Here is a 15,220-nt window from a genome sequence, read left to right on the forward strand (position 1 = left end):
ATAAAAAACATGTCGATATCAGAACTGAAATAGTTGCACCATCGCCAGAACGCCCCAATGCTATTAGAAAGAAAATTATCTGGCGGTGCGAAGATCACCTTGACTGTGATGTTGATGAAATGGAAAAATTGGCACTGGTTAAAATCCGATTTCAGAATTTAGAAGAAAGTGATCTTATTGACGGTAAAACTTTCCTGAAGCAACTTGATCCTGACTAGGCAAGGCTAATAAAAATTGACCCTTTTGGCTTCAAAAGCAGCCAAAAATAAAGCCTCTTGAGTAGTGACCAATTCGAGGCACTGCACAAGGTGCTTTGGATTCAAAACTTAGAGGGGTTAATAAGAATGGCTCTCAAGTGTTACTGACCTTTTTTATTAATTTGGCTTTTATACATACACTATTAAAACGGTCACAACAAATCCCTGGTGTAAACACAGAGAATTTTTTTATCTGAGGTATACGATGGTTAGTGAAAAGTGTTGCCTTTATAGTAGATAAAATTTGCATAAGCTCTAATTATAATATTGTGTTGCAGTCTTGCGTTGATTTTTCGTTATTGAGACTATCGCAAATATCCTGCCTTAATTTGCAAATGTTAATTGTGTCTTTTTTTAGCTCTGCATTGTTAAATGACTTAGTACTGTATTCAATAACAAATGCAGTTTCTATATTTTTTACTTCTATACATGTTTTTGCTGAAACAATCGAGATAATTGATTGAACGTAGTCGTATTTTTTCATAATTGAGTTGAATTTCTTTATGGAAATCGGTAACTCTTTAGATGTGTCTGCTACAACTGGTGTGGTAAATAATATAACTAAAATTGATACTAATATTTTTTTCATTTTTAATCCTCATAATTTGTGTTTGAAATTAAAACATAAGCTTTAAAATAAAAAAGTAAATAGCTGCATCAAATTATTTTTGGCCAACCTAACAGTTAGGTTGAGTTTTATCATAAAGAATTGTAAACAGTGAATAATAAGCGACATAGTTTTTCATTCCGGGTATCCAATGTCGTTAAAAAAGCAGTTTCACCTGCAAAATACTTAATATTTCAAATTAAGCGAGTTCACAATAAATATAATTGGTGGATTGGTAAATTCAATTCCTTCTGGCTTCAAAAGGAGCCAAAAATAAAGCCCCTTGATGCCAAACCACTTCCAGTATTAAAAATCAAATCAGGACTCATTAAGGGGAGGGGGTAATATCCGTCATAAGCCATTTGGCATTTAATAGAAAGGCTTACCCTAGATAATTATCTTCAGTATAACTAACAGCATGCCTATCAAGAACATGAGCAGAGTTCTTCGTAAATTCAAAAAAATCAATCATTCTCTTTGATTGATTATTACTGCTTATCCATGTCTGTTGATGAAATACTGTTTTGTTCTTTGGGAATAACGAAAAGTCGATAGCACCTTATGGCACCATTATAATAAAATGGTGAAAATGAAAGCATAAAACATCTAGAAATGAAGTTTAATGAATATTTTTAAAATATCTTTAGTGATTTAAGTGAAAAAAATATTTATTACTTTTCAATCCGTTATCAATAATAATTATACACATATGTATAATAAGCTATTGATAAAAAAGAAAAATATTTAAAAGTGCTAATTGCAAAGGGAAAAGATGTGCTTATAATTTAGTGTGATTTTAATTTTTAGGAGATCACATTATGGCTTCAATATTTGCCAAAAAAAAAGACCACTTAGCGAAACCGCTTTATCGATACTCGAAGATAAATGCGTCACTTTCTTACAACACTACAAAAAATACTGAAGCTTTACTTTGTGAAAGTTATCTAGAGTACGATGCATTGCATCTGCGTCAATTTAGTCAAAATATTGATTTTTTCGAAACCCAACCAATATCCGTAATTTGGTTCGATGAAAAAGGGAATAAACGTAAATACACTTCTGATATAGTTGAACGTGATTTAAAAGGTACTTTTCTTGTTACAGAGGTAAAACCTGAAATTAAATACAACACCCCAGAGAATAGAAAAAAATTCGATAAGATTGGGGCAGCTTTTGCAGATGAAGGAATAAAATTCCGAGTTCAAACTGAACTGGATATTTATGTAGGAAAAAATATTGATACCTACCAAACATTGCACCGATACTTGTTTAATACAACCAGAGCTGATTACATAGAAACAGTACTGAATGAATCATCAAACGTCATGTCCTTTGCTCATTTTAATGAGTTACTTCTAGATACTAAAACTCCGCCTCACATTATTTTCAATATGCTTGCGCAGCATCAGTTAAACATGAATTTTGAAGAGCCAATCCGTAAAAATTTACTCATTTATAAGGAGGCTTTATGAATGAGTTAAATAAAAGGAAACCTTATCTATACGCCATTGAAAATTACGCTGGAATACCTCCATTCAGTAATGTAAAGCTTGCACACATTATTTACATGGTTGGTGTACAAATGGGAGATAAAGAATGCCCTTCAGTGAGTACTGTAAAACGCTGGTATCAGCAATGCCAAAGTGACAAGCGGTTGGTCATACCTGAAAGCCAAGGGAGGTTAGCATGCAAGCATTAGCAACTACCTATGCCTCATTTACACCAGGAACAAGATTTAATTTAAAAGGTGAAAATAGCGATGAATATGTACATTACCTAATTGTATTAAGTGACAGTAAAACTGTTGTTGCTGAGAGAGAAAATGGAGAAAGAGAACCTTTTCATGTTTGCGTCTTACAGGGACTAATTGGTGAGAAGTTAGAGTTTGTTAGAAACGAACCTGTCGTGCCAGTCATCCCATTGATGACAGACATACAGCGAGCACAGGTTGAGCGAAAGATGATTTATATTAATTGTGCCATTGAAGCAAACCCTAGCGCTCCTACGGCTAAAAAATCAGGACTGTTAGCTAGAGCAAAAGCCATGGGAATAACAGGTGATAAGTATCCTGCGGGTCTTTCAACCATTAATGGCTGGGTTAAAAAGTACAATGACAATTTAAAGTCTCAAATGGCTTTGCTGTCGCAAGGTGGCCGTGGTCGAAATAGTAAGTTTTGTAGCAATATTGTTGAACTTGCTGATACCGTTATTGTGGACTGCATTCTTTGTAGCGAACCTTACACATGTATTGAAGCTTATGAAATATTAAAAGTAGAAGCATTAAAGGTTGGCTATGAGGAAAAAGATTTACCTTGTGCTTCAACATTTGCTAATTGGGTGAGTGACCTTAAGTATTATGATGTTGTTGAAGCGCAGTGTGGACGAACTGTAAGAGATTTTGAATCTCGCCAAATGATGAAAATCTTTGAGTGTTCATCAATTTTAGCGAGGGTTGAGTTTGATGCTGTACACATTCAGATCGGTCTTTTAGATGACGAAACTCATGAATATTTAGGAAGTGTCATCGTAATGATGGCTATTGACGTATTCAGTCGTTGTATTTTGGGCTATAGCCTTCATGTTGGTCAAGGTGGTGAAACGGTTGAACTAACAGTGGAATGTATGCAACACGCTGTTATGCCAAAAAAACGTAAAAATTGGGAAAAAATTTGTGGAAAAATGTCGATGGCTGTTTGCGATGCAGGTGCCGCTTTTGTTTCAGATCATTTTTTGAGTTACTTAGCCCATTTTAAAATAAATAGACTAACAACAGCTGTAAAGAAACCTTTCCGCAAGCCTTTTATTGAGAGCTTTTTTCGAACACTCAGAATACAGCATCTAAGTAAGCTCCCAGGATACCTCGGCTCTGCTCGATTCAAAGGTGTTTTCACTGAAAAAAGTAATCTTAAGAAAGAAGCCACGTTAACTGTAAGTGAATTTCGTGAATCATTAGAAGAGTACATTTGTGATCACTATCACATGAATAGCCACAATGGATTAAGAAACAACAGAACACCTTTTAATGTATGGAATAAGTCAGTAAGTGATGCGCCAGGTCTTGTCTCATTTCCTGAAGACACTGACTTATTCACTAGCTGGGGAGGCAGGGTAAAGCACCCTAAATTGCATCAAAATCGAGGTTTTACTGTTAACACCCATCGATATAATGCCCCTATTTTGCAAGATTGGTATAGCGAGTTGAAAGGTAATCCGATGTTCAAGGACAAAGGGCTAGAAATACAGGTGTCTTATAGCAATCTCAATATAGGTCACATAATTGCTTTTCATCCAATATCATATGAATGGATATTCGTTCCTAATACCAACCAGAGGATTTATGACGGCATGAGTGAGCTTGAATACAAATCAATGCTAGATAATGAGATTGGTCCTTCACATAAGAAAAAACGTAATGTCTATGATGCTCATAACAACACTGCAATACAAAATGCTATTGGAAGAAAAAATTCAGTTAAATCTGAAGAGGCTAAGCTAAAAGCCAAGAAAAAATCTTTAGCAACTAAAGAAAAAGCTGAGAAGCTCAAAAAGCAAGGTAAGGAAGATTTAACAAAACCAGTCGAACTAGGAAAAGGAAATTTGGCTGGAAAATTGGCAAGCCTTGCTAACCAAAATAAACCTAAGGAAAAAGAAGTTCATGATGAGCCATCTCCATCAGTAGAGGTAGATACTCAGGTTGAAGTAACTGAGCATAAAACTCGCAAAAAAGGGAGTAGAATTCGTGCAAAATTCTAAAAGAGAGCACTTTGAAGCTGCCTCGCAATTACCTCAACGTCAATTTATTGAAATGGAACATTGCACAGATATTCTGAATGAACTTGACTATGTGCATGGTCGAGCTGTTGCTGGTGAGCCTTGTGGGGTAGTTATTTCCGGACCAACTGGCTCTGGTAAGTCATCTATTCTTAAGTATTATAAAACTACATGGGATGACAAGTTAGCTGCTGGTGAACCATCCCCCATTGTATATATTAGAACGCCCTCTAAACCATCAGAAATATTAATGTTGGAAAGTGAGCTTAAAGCATTAGGCGACCCAGCACCTCGAAAAGGTACTTCAAATTCGAAAAGAGAGAGAAAAGAGGCGTTGATAAAAAACCTGCACTGTAAAGTGTTTATATATGATGATTTCCAACATGTTATCGAATATCGCGGGACTGTAGTTGCACGGCAATTACTCGATGAACTAAAGAATATATCAGAAGAGTATGGAGTTTCACTCGTTTTCACTGGTATAACTACCGTAGAAATTGGCGGTCTAATTAATGAGCAAATAAACTCAAGGTTTAGTAGCCTTAGGCGTTTAAAAGTTATGACTGTTGAAAATGACGATGAATTCAATTACTTTCAAGAATTTCTTGAAGATTTCAGTATGACAAAGGGGATTACTAATTTTGATATGGCAAGTGAGAATTCCGTTCATCGATTTGCTTATGCTTGTGGAGGCGATTTAAGAATATTAAATCACATCACTAATAAAGCATTACATTATTTCAAATTAAGCAAAGATAAAAAAATTGCTTTAGAACACTTTGCTTCTGCATTTGATGATGTGATAAGCGAAGAATGGGATGATATAAAGGTAAGGAAGGTTAACCCATTTGACACAGATAAATGGACCACTGTTAAGCGTAGGATAGGGATTAAATGAATCATTTTATTTTTCCAAAGCAAATCCTGCCAATCGAAGATGAGAGCTTATACGGTTTCGTTCAGCGCGTAGCTAATTTCTACGGGTGGTCAAAGTTAGGGGCTTTTCTTGATGTCATATATGTATCAAACATCCATCAAATCAACTGGTTTGTATTATCCCCTGTAACTGAGCGCATTATTAATAATTTGGCGAAACCTATGCAATTAGATAGTAACCAAGTTAATCAGCAGCTATACCCTAAAGAAGTATACTCAATGCTGGACCTTAACAAACAATTGTATGGTAGTCATGCGGTTAGAACCATTAGGATTTGCCCACTGTGTGTAAGTGAAGGATCTTCTCACAAATTACATTGGCAGCATGTTGCTAATGGGTATTGCGAAAACCACCAATGTGAATTAATTAGCGCATGTCAGTATTGTAAATCACCGATACAAATAGAGTACGGTGTTAGTTGTGGAAGTTGCTTTAAAAGTCTAATAAAAGCTACTGATGATACCTGTTCAATTCTTCCAATACTTTCTAAACTATCAAAAGAAGATCAGCTTCAGCTTCTGACTTGTATAGAAAGTGTTATCGAAATGCTTTGTTCTGATAATGATGTATTTAACTGGAGAAAGTTTATTGAACAAACCCAGCCACGAACATTAGCTAGCCTATACTTTGAAGGCTTCTTAATGTTAATAAATGACAATTTTAAAAACAAATGGCAGGATTTCGTGGTTAATGAACGGAATCGTTTTAGCATTCTTGGAGAAAGAGCTGTAAACCTTCCATTTAACAAAGTGATTTTCTTAGATAAGCATCTATTAAGAAAAATTAAACTTGCCTGTAATGAAGAAGATACCACTAAAAATAATAACTACTTTCCTGATTTTTCACTTATGGATTGCTCCATAGGCAACATTGTATCTGAAAAAGATATTACTTATTTTTTCGGTCTTAAAAGGGCTGAATTTGCAAGTTTGTTTAATGCATATTCGTTTATACATCCAAGTCAAACTGGTTGCGTTTTATATTGTGCTGATAAGTTGATAGAAGTCATTCGCAATAGAACTATCCCTTTAACTGACGACATGAAGGCGAATGCAGGATTAGTCAGCTTCAATTCGAAGGAGCTTGATCTTCTTAAGTTTTCAGGGTTTAACAAAGTAGACCTTTTAACTCATGTAACATCGAAAAATCTGCCTGTATATGTATCCGAACAGCCAAAAGGTACCCTGATAGAAAAGCTTTATATATTGAAATCAGATTTGTTCGATATTTTGCTCAACAATATCAATGTAAATATTGGTGGGGTTTCAGATACAAAACTAGCAGGCATGCTTGGAACAACCACAAGTAAAATTGATGTAATGATAAAATGCGGGCTTATTAAACACGATGGCAACAAAATTATCACAAGCTCTGTTAATGATTTTTTTATGAAATTTGAAGTACTTAATCGTATTGGAAGGATTAAAAAGATTAATATAAAAAAATTGGTTAGTGACCTAGATACCAACCATGGTTTACGTCCTGCATTCGCCTTCAAAACAGAGAAGCTAGATGTAGCTTATATTTTCATTAAAACAGATAAATTCACCAAAATAATAAATGAAATTCAATAGTTTTATTTAATTCATGTACCTAAGACTTTCAAAATAATTAAACTTGATTTTTATTGAGTTTAATCTAATCTATTAATCAATCAGAGAGAAAACTTTGCTTTTCTCTCTGATTTCAGTATAAAAAATACGATTTAATAAATAAATATATCACTTTAAAAATATAGTTTTATATAGCCAAATACAGAAATCTAGCTGTCAAATGGAATTACCTCCAGTAATCTAGGTTTTAATTAGAAAATCGAGTTTTCTAAATTAGAACGACCTCCCTAACTCTTTGAAAAATTAAGAAGCCCGATCCGGCTTTAGATTGGAATGATCATAAATGACTGATCATGACTAAGGTATTAACTTATTAAAACTAAAATATAAAGTTAAGTGGTATTTAGTTTAATTAATTTCCCTATCGGTTCGTCTAATGATGCGGGTGGCATAGTGAACCATTTCGGTCCATTTTTAGTCATGTAAATACAGTCTTCTAAACGCACGCCAAACTCACCCTGAATATAAATACCAGGTTCATTAGAGAAACACATGCCGGGTTTTAACAGGGTAGTTTCACCATGAACAAAGTTGACACTTTCATGTCCTTCCATACCAATTCCGTGTCCAGTTCGATGAGACAAACCCGGCAGTTTATAGCCTGGACCAAAGCCCTTAGTTTGGTAGAATTTACGTACTGCATCATCAACTAAGCCTGCTTGTGTACCTATTTTCGCTTGTTCAAAAGCTATTTCTTGGCCTTGTCTTACCGTCTGCCAAACATCACGCTGGCGCTTGGTTGGCTCGCCAAAGACAAAAGTTCGACTGATATCAGATTGATAACCATGAACATTACAACCGCAATCCATTAACACGACTGAGCCTTCAGTGAGTATTTGTTTTTGCTTAGTACCATGAGGATATGCACTGGCTTGATTAAACAGCGCCATATTCCATACACCTTTCCCGCCTAATTGTTCTTGGGCAGTGTTCATTAATGCTTTTACATCGCTTTGACTCATACCCGCTTTCAGCTTTGAAAATACATCGGCATAGGCAAGTAAGGTCACTTCATTCGCTTTGTGCATTAATTCAAGTTCGTGTTGACTTTTATACATACGACAACCACGAGTTACTGGCTCAGCACTGACATGTTACATGTTAGACAACTTCGACATGACACCACTTAAAACAAAGTATCTGACAGAGTTTTCAAAGGCGATTTTACCTTTGTCTGATCCTGAGTCGTGTAATATTTGTTGAATTAATGAGAAAGGACTTTCGTGTTCTTGCCAAACTCTTATGTCGTCACCTACGGCTAAACTTTCCCGAACACTTGGTTCTTCAAAAAAAGGACAGACAACAGATATATTGCCTTCACGTGGGATAATAACGGCTGTTAAGCGTTCACTGCGCCACCACTGTACTCCTGAAAAATAATCCATAGCAGCACCGGGCTCAAGGATCAGTGCAGAAATATCAAGTGCTGTCATTAATTTTTGAGCCTTAGCTATTCGCTCAAGTCGCTCTGCTTTAGTTATGCCCTCAATGGTGTTGGTAATAGACTTCAGTGGATAATTTGGTTGTTTATTTGTAGTAGATTGAGCACCGAAAGGCTTTGCAATACTGGTTGATGTAAGTGTTTGGGTAGCAATCGCCATAGTGGCAACGCTTGCACCACTTGCTTTTAAAAAAGTTCTTTTACTGATGTTCATATTTTTTCCTATATAAAGTAAAAGTGTTACTCAGGTGGAATAGTAAAGCTTTATAGCTTTACGCTAGCGGTTATTTTATTCATGAGCAAGTAGTTACCGACAAAAAGACATTTTCATGAGGTGTATGAATATGAATGAGAACTCGTCAGCACTTTTAATTGTAGATTATGTAATTAAACAGGGTAATTAAGCGGGGTAATTAAACGGGTCGAAATCGCATTATTCTTTTACATTAGTTTCTTTGCTGTAAGTTTGAATAGTGCCCAGTAAGTGTTGAGTAAGCACTATACATAGTAAGGATAAAGTTTATTCTAGGGTACTTAACCTAAAAAAAGTAAGTGAAGCATAGAGGCTTGCTTTATCATATAGAGTGAAGTTTTCAATACTAATTAAATATTGATATAAGTAGGTTAGTGAGTGTTTAGTTAGTAAAGTGAAGTAACCTTTATGGTGTTTAAGCTTCCAAAGTAAGTTAAAGTTCGCTACTTAATAATGATCACGTTGATCATCAAATATGTACATTTATTTTGTAATTATTTATGGCAAAACCAAATAAAAAAGGCCCAACAAAAACCGTTGATATTTTTTGCGTAGCTTGTAACTGCTTATTATTTAAATATCGAAAGGGGGGTAAAGGGGCGTTAGTTAAAAGTTTTAAAGAAAGGATCAGCCAAGACTATACTGTTGAGTCTTGTGTTTGCCCTAAGTGCCAAAAACCGTTTGCTCGCGAAACTTTGATCCGTGGATTGCCGGCTTATAAATTTATTGGTGGTAAGGCTTGGTTTAAGTAACGCTAACTGTTTAAGGAGCTAAAATTAATCTGAAAACATAGTGAACGCTTTAAAATCAATATACTTTTTATATACAGCAAATCATATTTAGGTGCTCTTACATCCCTCTCTTTTTTATTAAATACATGATATTACGCTGCCTGCAAAGCTGTCTATAAAGTGATTGTTCTTCCGCTTATAAATAAGCCTACTTAGTTTCAAGCTATCTGAGTATTTCAGCTTTATTGTATTTTTTGTAACTTTAAATTTACAACGGATATTAAGTAGAAAAGTACTCTTCATATAGCAATCCCCTCGAACACGCAGTTAACCTCTTAATAATAAAGCTAAATCATGCCTTAATCGATAATGTGGTTACGTAAACCCACCAAAGTAGGCGTATGAGGTATCTTTATATAAATATATTTTTATTTTATTTTTTACTTTTCAAATTCTTGATCTAGGCTCTATTAATACGTTGAACAATTTTTGATGTGTTATAGATTTTTCAAAATGCTGGTGATCAATAGATATGGATATTTATTTAAAAAAGGTACTTAAGACCTTTAGGTGGTTTTTTGTTTTTCAGCTGCTCATTACATCGTATTATGTAAAAGCAACTGAAACTTGCGAAGCGATTTTTGTTGCCAGCAGTGGCGTGGCTACCGTTAGTAGCGCTGATGCAGAATTAATTAACTTTATAACTGGTGGGTTGTTAGGGTTAAATGTAAAACTTTCTATTGCAGATACTGGATATAGCTCATTATTAACGGCGGGGATAGAGCTCGAAGAATACCTTGATACTTTAGCGATAGATTTAAGTGTTGCTAATAAATCTGATGCAGTTGCTGCCAATATCAGCTTAGTGCAAGCTATAGATGCAGCAATTACAGTTTTACAAAATCAAGGTGGCAATACTGTTGCCATTGCCACGTTAAATAATATTAAAGTTCAGGTGCCCGTGGGTACTTTTTCGTTCTTAGATGTTATTGATTTAAATGTAGAAGATAGCGCTGTATTATCTACAACCGTTAATGTTCTCGATTTTCACATGTTGATAATGCAAGCATTTAACCACCAAAATGCTATCAGTGCTCAAAACATTTCTTTAAATTTATCTACCCTCGGACTTAACGGTACATTTGGTCCGTTATCTATTTCTCTTAGTGATGTATCTGCTGCCTTGATTGCTGTTGAAGGTCCTAAATTAGTCAGTGGTCCTGTTGGAACCGCATTTACTACCTCATCTATTAGGCTAAGAATATTAGCAGATCTTATTGATGTGGCTGCCGCTCCCTTGACGCTAGGTTTAGCAAGTGTTGAGGTAACTCTGACAGACTTTGAAATTTATGCCGACGTTGCTAGAGCTAATGGGACCGTTGATCAGCTTTCTTATTTAACGCAAACTTTACGTTTAAATGTAACGCCGGGAGTCGCAAGTTTATACTTAGGCCAGATTAGTGCGGCTAACTTTAATGATAGAACATTAACCAGTAATATTGATTATGCAACAGAAGTAGCGCCTGTAGTTATAGGTAGTATTTACATTGATCTAGGCATAGGTGGTAATGAAACTATTGCACTAGAAGCACGTGCTAATGCCAATGCAAATGGCACTTTAGAAAGTCTTAACTTTGTTTCTCCATTTCCTGAAAGTCAAACCACAACAGCGGGTGTTGGCGTGGTTAATGCGCTACTAAGCACTTTATTCTCTAATACAGTACTTACCACGACTCCGAGCCCAGCATTAGTCAATACGACATTACTGTTAAATTTGATTCGTAGTCTTGTTGTTGATGATATTTTATCTCCTGTTATTAGTGATATTGTGACAAATTTTGCTGACCCCACGGCAGATGCATTAGGCATTAGTATTGGGAATGCGACAGAAAAAGTATTTGCAATAAATGGAGGTAGTTGCATACCAACCGTAGATAACTTAAATACAGCTGACCCTACACCGACATTAAGCGGTTTAGCTTATCGTTCATTAGTTGATTCAGAGTTATTAACTATTGAACTGAACAATATTTCTTATCATGAAAATGTTGATTTTGTAGTTACAAATAATCAATGGTCGTTAATTGTACCTACTGCAGACACCATGCTCGATGGCGTCTATAACGTTATTGCGACAGTAACTAATGGCGTTGACAGTCTTTCGGATCAAACTAATGCTGAATTAACGGTAGATTCAGGCCAGCCTTCAGTACAAATTCAAAATGTGCCAGCCAGTACTAATATTGCTTTCACCGCAACTTTTGCCTTTAGTGAGGATGTTTCAGGCTTTGCTGTTGGCGATATCATTGTGGGTAATGGCAGTGCTAGTAGTTTTACTACCGTAAACACCAGTACCTATACGGCTTTGATCACACCTACTGCCGATGGTGCGGTAACGTTGGATATAAACGCTAATGTTGCACAAGACAGTGCGGGTAATTTTAATACGGCGGCAACTCAAGTCAGTAGTAATTATGATGCAAGTAGACCGTCAGTTTTAATTCAGAATGTACCTGCTAATTCTAACAGTAGCTTTACTGCAACGTTTGCTTTTAGCGAAGCGGTAACAGATTTTGTTGTTGGTGATATCAGTGTTGGGAATGGTGGCGCGAGCAGTTTTACTACCGTAAACACGAGTACTTATAGCGCCTTGATCACACCGACAGCAGATGGAACTGTGACAATAGGTGTAAGTGCTAATATAGCTCTGGACAGTGTAGGTAATTTTAATACGGCTGCAACCCAAGTAACTAGCCAATATGATGCTAGTCGCCCTTCAGTCACTATTCAAAATGTACCTGCAACAAGTAATGCTGCATTCACCGTTACCTTTGCTTTTAGCGAAGCGGTAATAGGCTTTGTTGTTGGTGATATTAGTGTTGGGAATGGTGGCGCGAGCAGTTTTAGTACCGTAAACACCAGTACTTATACTGTGTTGATCACACCGACTGCAGATGGTGCTGTGACGTTGGATGTAAATGCTAATGTTGCCCAAGACAGTGTGGGGAATTTTAATACGGCGGCGGCTCAAGCTAGCAGTACCTATGATGCCAGTCGTCCGTCAGTAACTATTCAAAATGTTCCAGCTAGTACTAATATTGCTTTCACAGCAACTTTTTCCTTTAGTGAGGATGTTTCAGACTTTGCTGTTGGCGATATCATTGTTGGTAATGGCAGCGCTAGTGGTTTTACTACCGTAAATACCAGTACTTATACTGCTGTGATCACACCGACCGCAGATGGTTCTGTGACGTTGGATGTTAATACTAATGTTGCTCAAGATAGTGCGGGTAATTTTAATACAGCAGCGACTCAAGTAACTAGCCAATATGATGCAAGTCGTCCATCAGTCATTATTCAAAATGTACCTGCGACAAGTAATGCCCCATTCACTGTTACGTTTACTTTTAGTGAAGCGGTAACAGATTTTGTTGTAGGTGATATCAGTGTTGGTAATGGCAGTGCTGGTGGTTTTACTACGGTAAATACGAGTACTTATACTGCTGTGATCACACCGACCGCAGATGGTTCTGTGACGTTGGATGTTAATGCTAATGTTGCACAAGATAGTGTGGGTAATTTTAATACTGCTGCAACCCAAGTCAGCAGTACCTATGATGCAAGTCGCCCGTCAGTTTTAATTCAGAATGTACCAGCCACAAGTAATGCGCCGTTCACTGTTACCTTTACTTTTAGCGAAGCGGTAATAGACTTTGTTGTTGGTGATATCAGTGTTGGTAATGGCAGTGCAAGTAGTTTTTCTACGGTAAACACCAGTACTTATACTGCGTTGATCACACCTACTGCAGATGGTGCTGTAACGTTAGATGTTAATGCTAATGTTTCACAAGATAGTGTGGGTAATGATAATACGGCTGCAACCCAAGTAACTAGCCAATATGATGCTAGTCGTCCGTCAGTCACTATTCAAAATGTACCTGCAACAAGTAATGCTGCATTCACCGTTACCTTTGCTTTTAGCGAAGCGGTAACAGGTTTTGTTGTTGGTGATATCAGTGTTGGGAATGGAAGCGCGAGCAGTTTCACTACCGTAAATACGAGTACTTATACCGCATTGATCACACCGACCGCAGATGGTGCGGTAACGTTAGATGTTAATGCTAATATTGCACAAGATAGTGTAGGTAATCTTAATACGGCTGCGACTCAAGTCAGCAGTACTTATGACGGAAGTCGTCCATCAATCACTATTCAAAATGTGCCTGCCACAAGTAATGCTCCATTCACCGTTACGTTTGCTTTCAGTGAAGCGGTAACAGACTTTGTTGTGGGTGATATCAGTGTTGGTAATGGCAATGCTATTAGTTTTACTACCGTAAATACCAGTACTTATACTGCATTGATCACCCCTATAGCTGATGGAACTGTAACGTTAAATGTTAATGCTAATGTCGCTCAAGACAGTGCAGGGAATTTTAATACGGCGGCAACTCAAGTCAGTAGTACTTATGATGCAAGTCGTCCATCAATTACTATTCAAAATGTCCCAGCCACAAGTAATGCGCCATTCACTGTTACGTTTACTTTTAGCGAAGCGGTAATAAATTTTGATGTTGGTGATATCAGTGTCGGGAATGGTGGCGCGAGCAGCTTTACCTCCGTAAACACGAGTGTCTATACCGCATTGATCACACCAACAACTGATGGAGTGGTAACTTTAGATGTAAACGCTAATATCGCTCAGGACAGTGTGGGTAATTTTAATACGGCTGCGACTCAAGTCAGTAGTAATTATGATGCAAGTCGACCGTCAGTTGTAATTCAGAATGTACCTGCTAATTCTAACAGTAGCTTTACTGCAACCTTTGCTTTTAGCGAAGCGGTAGCAGATTTTGTTGTTGGTGATATCAGTGTTGGAAACGGTAGTGCTAGTAGTTTTGCTACAGTTAATAGCAGCACTTATACTGCTTTGATCACACCTATAGCAGATGGTGCGGTAACGTTAGATGTAAATGCTAATGTTGCACAAGATAGTGTGGGTAATTTTAATACGGCGGCGACTCAAGTTAGCAGTACTTATGATGCGAGTCGTCCATCAGTTTTAATTCAAAATGTGCCAGCAACAAGTAATGCTGCATTCACCGTTACGTTTACATTCAGTGAAGTTGTTACAGAGTTTGTTGTGGGTGATATTAGTGTTGGTAATGGCAGTGCTAATAGTTTTACTACCGTAAATACGAGTACTTATACCGCATTGATCACACCGACCGCAGATGGTGCGGTAACGTTAGATGTAAATGCTAATGTTGCACAAGACAGTGTGGGTAATTTGAATACGGCGGCAACTCAAGTAACTAGCCAATATGATGCCAGTCGTCCATCAGTCATTATTCAAAATGTACCTGCGACAAGTAATGCTCCATTCACTGTTACGTTTACTTTCAGTGAAGCTGTTTCAGGGTTTGTTGTTGGCGATATCAGTGTTGGGAATGGCAATGCTAGTGGTTTTACTACGGTAAATACGAGTACTTATACTGCGTTGATCACACCGACTGCAGATGGTTCTGTGACACTAGATGTAAACGCTAATGTAGCTCAGGACAGTGTGGGTAATTTTAATACGTCTGCGACTCAAGTCAGCAGTAACTA

Annotated in this window: 9 protein-coding genes and 1 pseudogene; 8 read left to right on the plus strand and 2 right to left on the minus strand. The window is 36.9% G+C overall.

The genetic code is table 11. From position 1 onward, the window contains the following. The coding region (locus H4J50_RS16150; protein WP_182257345.1) for a hypothetical protein at positions 1-218 on the plus strand (218 nt) is incomplete at its 5' end. A gap of 298 nt (positions 219-516) precedes the next feature. On the opposite strand, the gene H4J50_RS16155 is transcribed toward H4J50_RS16150, so the two are convergent. Further along, complete coding sequence (locus H4J50_RS16155; protein WP_182257346.1) at positions 517-846, minus strand: hypothetical protein; 330 nt, start codon at positions 844-846, stop codon at positions 517-519. An 836-nt stretch (positions 847-1,682) separates the two neighbouring features. Between H4J50_RS16155 and H4J50_RS16160 the strand changes: the two genes are divergently transcribed. From H4J50_RS16160 to H4J50_RS16180, 5 genes are read left to right on the plus strand one after another with little or no spacing between them, the layout of a single operon-like run. Next, a complete protein-coding gene (locus H4J50_RS16160) occupies positions 1,683-2,336 on the plus strand; it encodes a TnsA endonuclease N-terminal domain-containing protein (RefSeq protein WP_182257347.1) in 654 nt (217 codons plus the stop codon). Beyond that, positions 2,333-2,563: a hypothetical protein gene (locus H4J50_RS16165; RefSeq protein WP_182257348.1), complete on the plus strand. Its 231-nt coding sequence runs from the start codon at positions 2,333-2,335 to the stop codon at positions 2,561-2,563. Before H4J50_RS16160 ends, H4J50_RS16165 begins: the two co-directional genes overlap by 4 nt. Continuing rightward, positions 2,551-4,617, plus strand: a complete 2,067-nt coding sequence (locus H4J50_RS16170; protein WP_182257349.1) for a DDE-type integrase/transposase/recombinase — start codon at positions 2,551-2,553, stop codon at positions 4,615-4,617. Before H4J50_RS16165 ends, H4J50_RS16170 begins: the two co-directional genes overlap by 13 nt. Continuing rightward, on the plus strand, positions 4,604-5,533 hold the full coding sequence (locus H4J50_RS16175) for a TniB family NTP-binding protein (RefSeq protein ID WP_182257350.1): 930 nt from the start codon (positions 4,604-4,606) through the stop codon (positions 5,531-5,533). The genes H4J50_RS16170 and H4J50_RS16175 overlap by 14 nt, the downstream gene beginning before the upstream one ends. After that, entirely contained in the window at positions 5,530-7,146 is a 1,617-nt protein-coding gene (locus H4J50_RS16180; protein WP_182257351.1) for a TniQ family protein, read from the plus strand. Before H4J50_RS16175 ends, H4J50_RS16180 begins: the two co-directional genes overlap by 4 nt. A gap of 371 nt (positions 7,147-7,517) precedes the next feature. On the opposite strand, the pseudogene H4J50_RS16185 reads toward H4J50_RS16180, so the two are convergent. Beyond that, positions 7,518-8,840: pseudogene (locus H4J50_RS16185) on the minus strand (M24 family metallopeptidase). 539 nt (positions 8,841-9,379) lie between these two features. Between H4J50_RS16185 and H4J50_RS16190 the strand changes: the two are divergent. Next, positions 9,380-9,631, plus strand: a complete 252-nt coding sequence (locus H4J50_RS16190; RefSeq protein WP_182257352.1) for a hypothetical protein — start codon at positions 9,380-9,382, stop codon at positions 9,629-9,631. A 511-nt stretch (positions 9,632-10,142) separates the two neighbouring features. Then, positions 10,143-15,220: Ig-like domain-containing protein (locus H4J50_RS16195; RefSeq protein ID WP_182257353.1), on the plus strand; the 5,078-nt coding region annotated here is incomplete at its 3' end.

Source organism: Colwellia sp. 6M3 (genome assembly GCF_014077595.1).
Taxonomy (GTDB): Bacteria; Pseudomonadota; Gammaproteobacteria; order Enterobacterales; family Alteromonadaceae; genus Cognaticolwellia.

Excerpts from the sequence above, each read along its gene's own strand:
- H4J50_RS16165 (WP_182257348.1), top strand. The coding sequence starts at position 2,333 with ATGAATGAGTTAAATAAAAGGAAACCTTATCTATACGCCATTGAAAAT.
- H4J50_RS16180 (WP_182257351.1), top strand. The coding sequence starts at position 5,530 with ATGAATCATTTTATTTTTCCAAAGCAAATCCTGCCAATCGAAGATGAG.
- H4J50_RS16190 (WP_182257352.1), top strand. The coding sequence starts at position 9,380 with ATGGCAAAACCAAATAAAAAAGGCCCAACAAAAACCGTTGATATTTTT.
- H4J50_RS16160 (WP_182257347.1), top strand. The coding sequence starts at position 1,683 with ATGGCTTCAATATTTGCCAAAAAAAAAGACCACTTAGCGAAACCGCTT.
- H4J50_RS16155 (WP_182257346.1), bottom strand. The coding sequence starts at position 846 with ATGAAAAAAATATTAGTATCAATTTTAGTTATATTATTTACCACACCA.
- H4J50_RS16170 (WP_182257349.1), top strand. The coding sequence starts at position 2,551 with ATGCAAGCATTAGCAACTACCTATGCCTCATTTACACCAGGAACAAGA.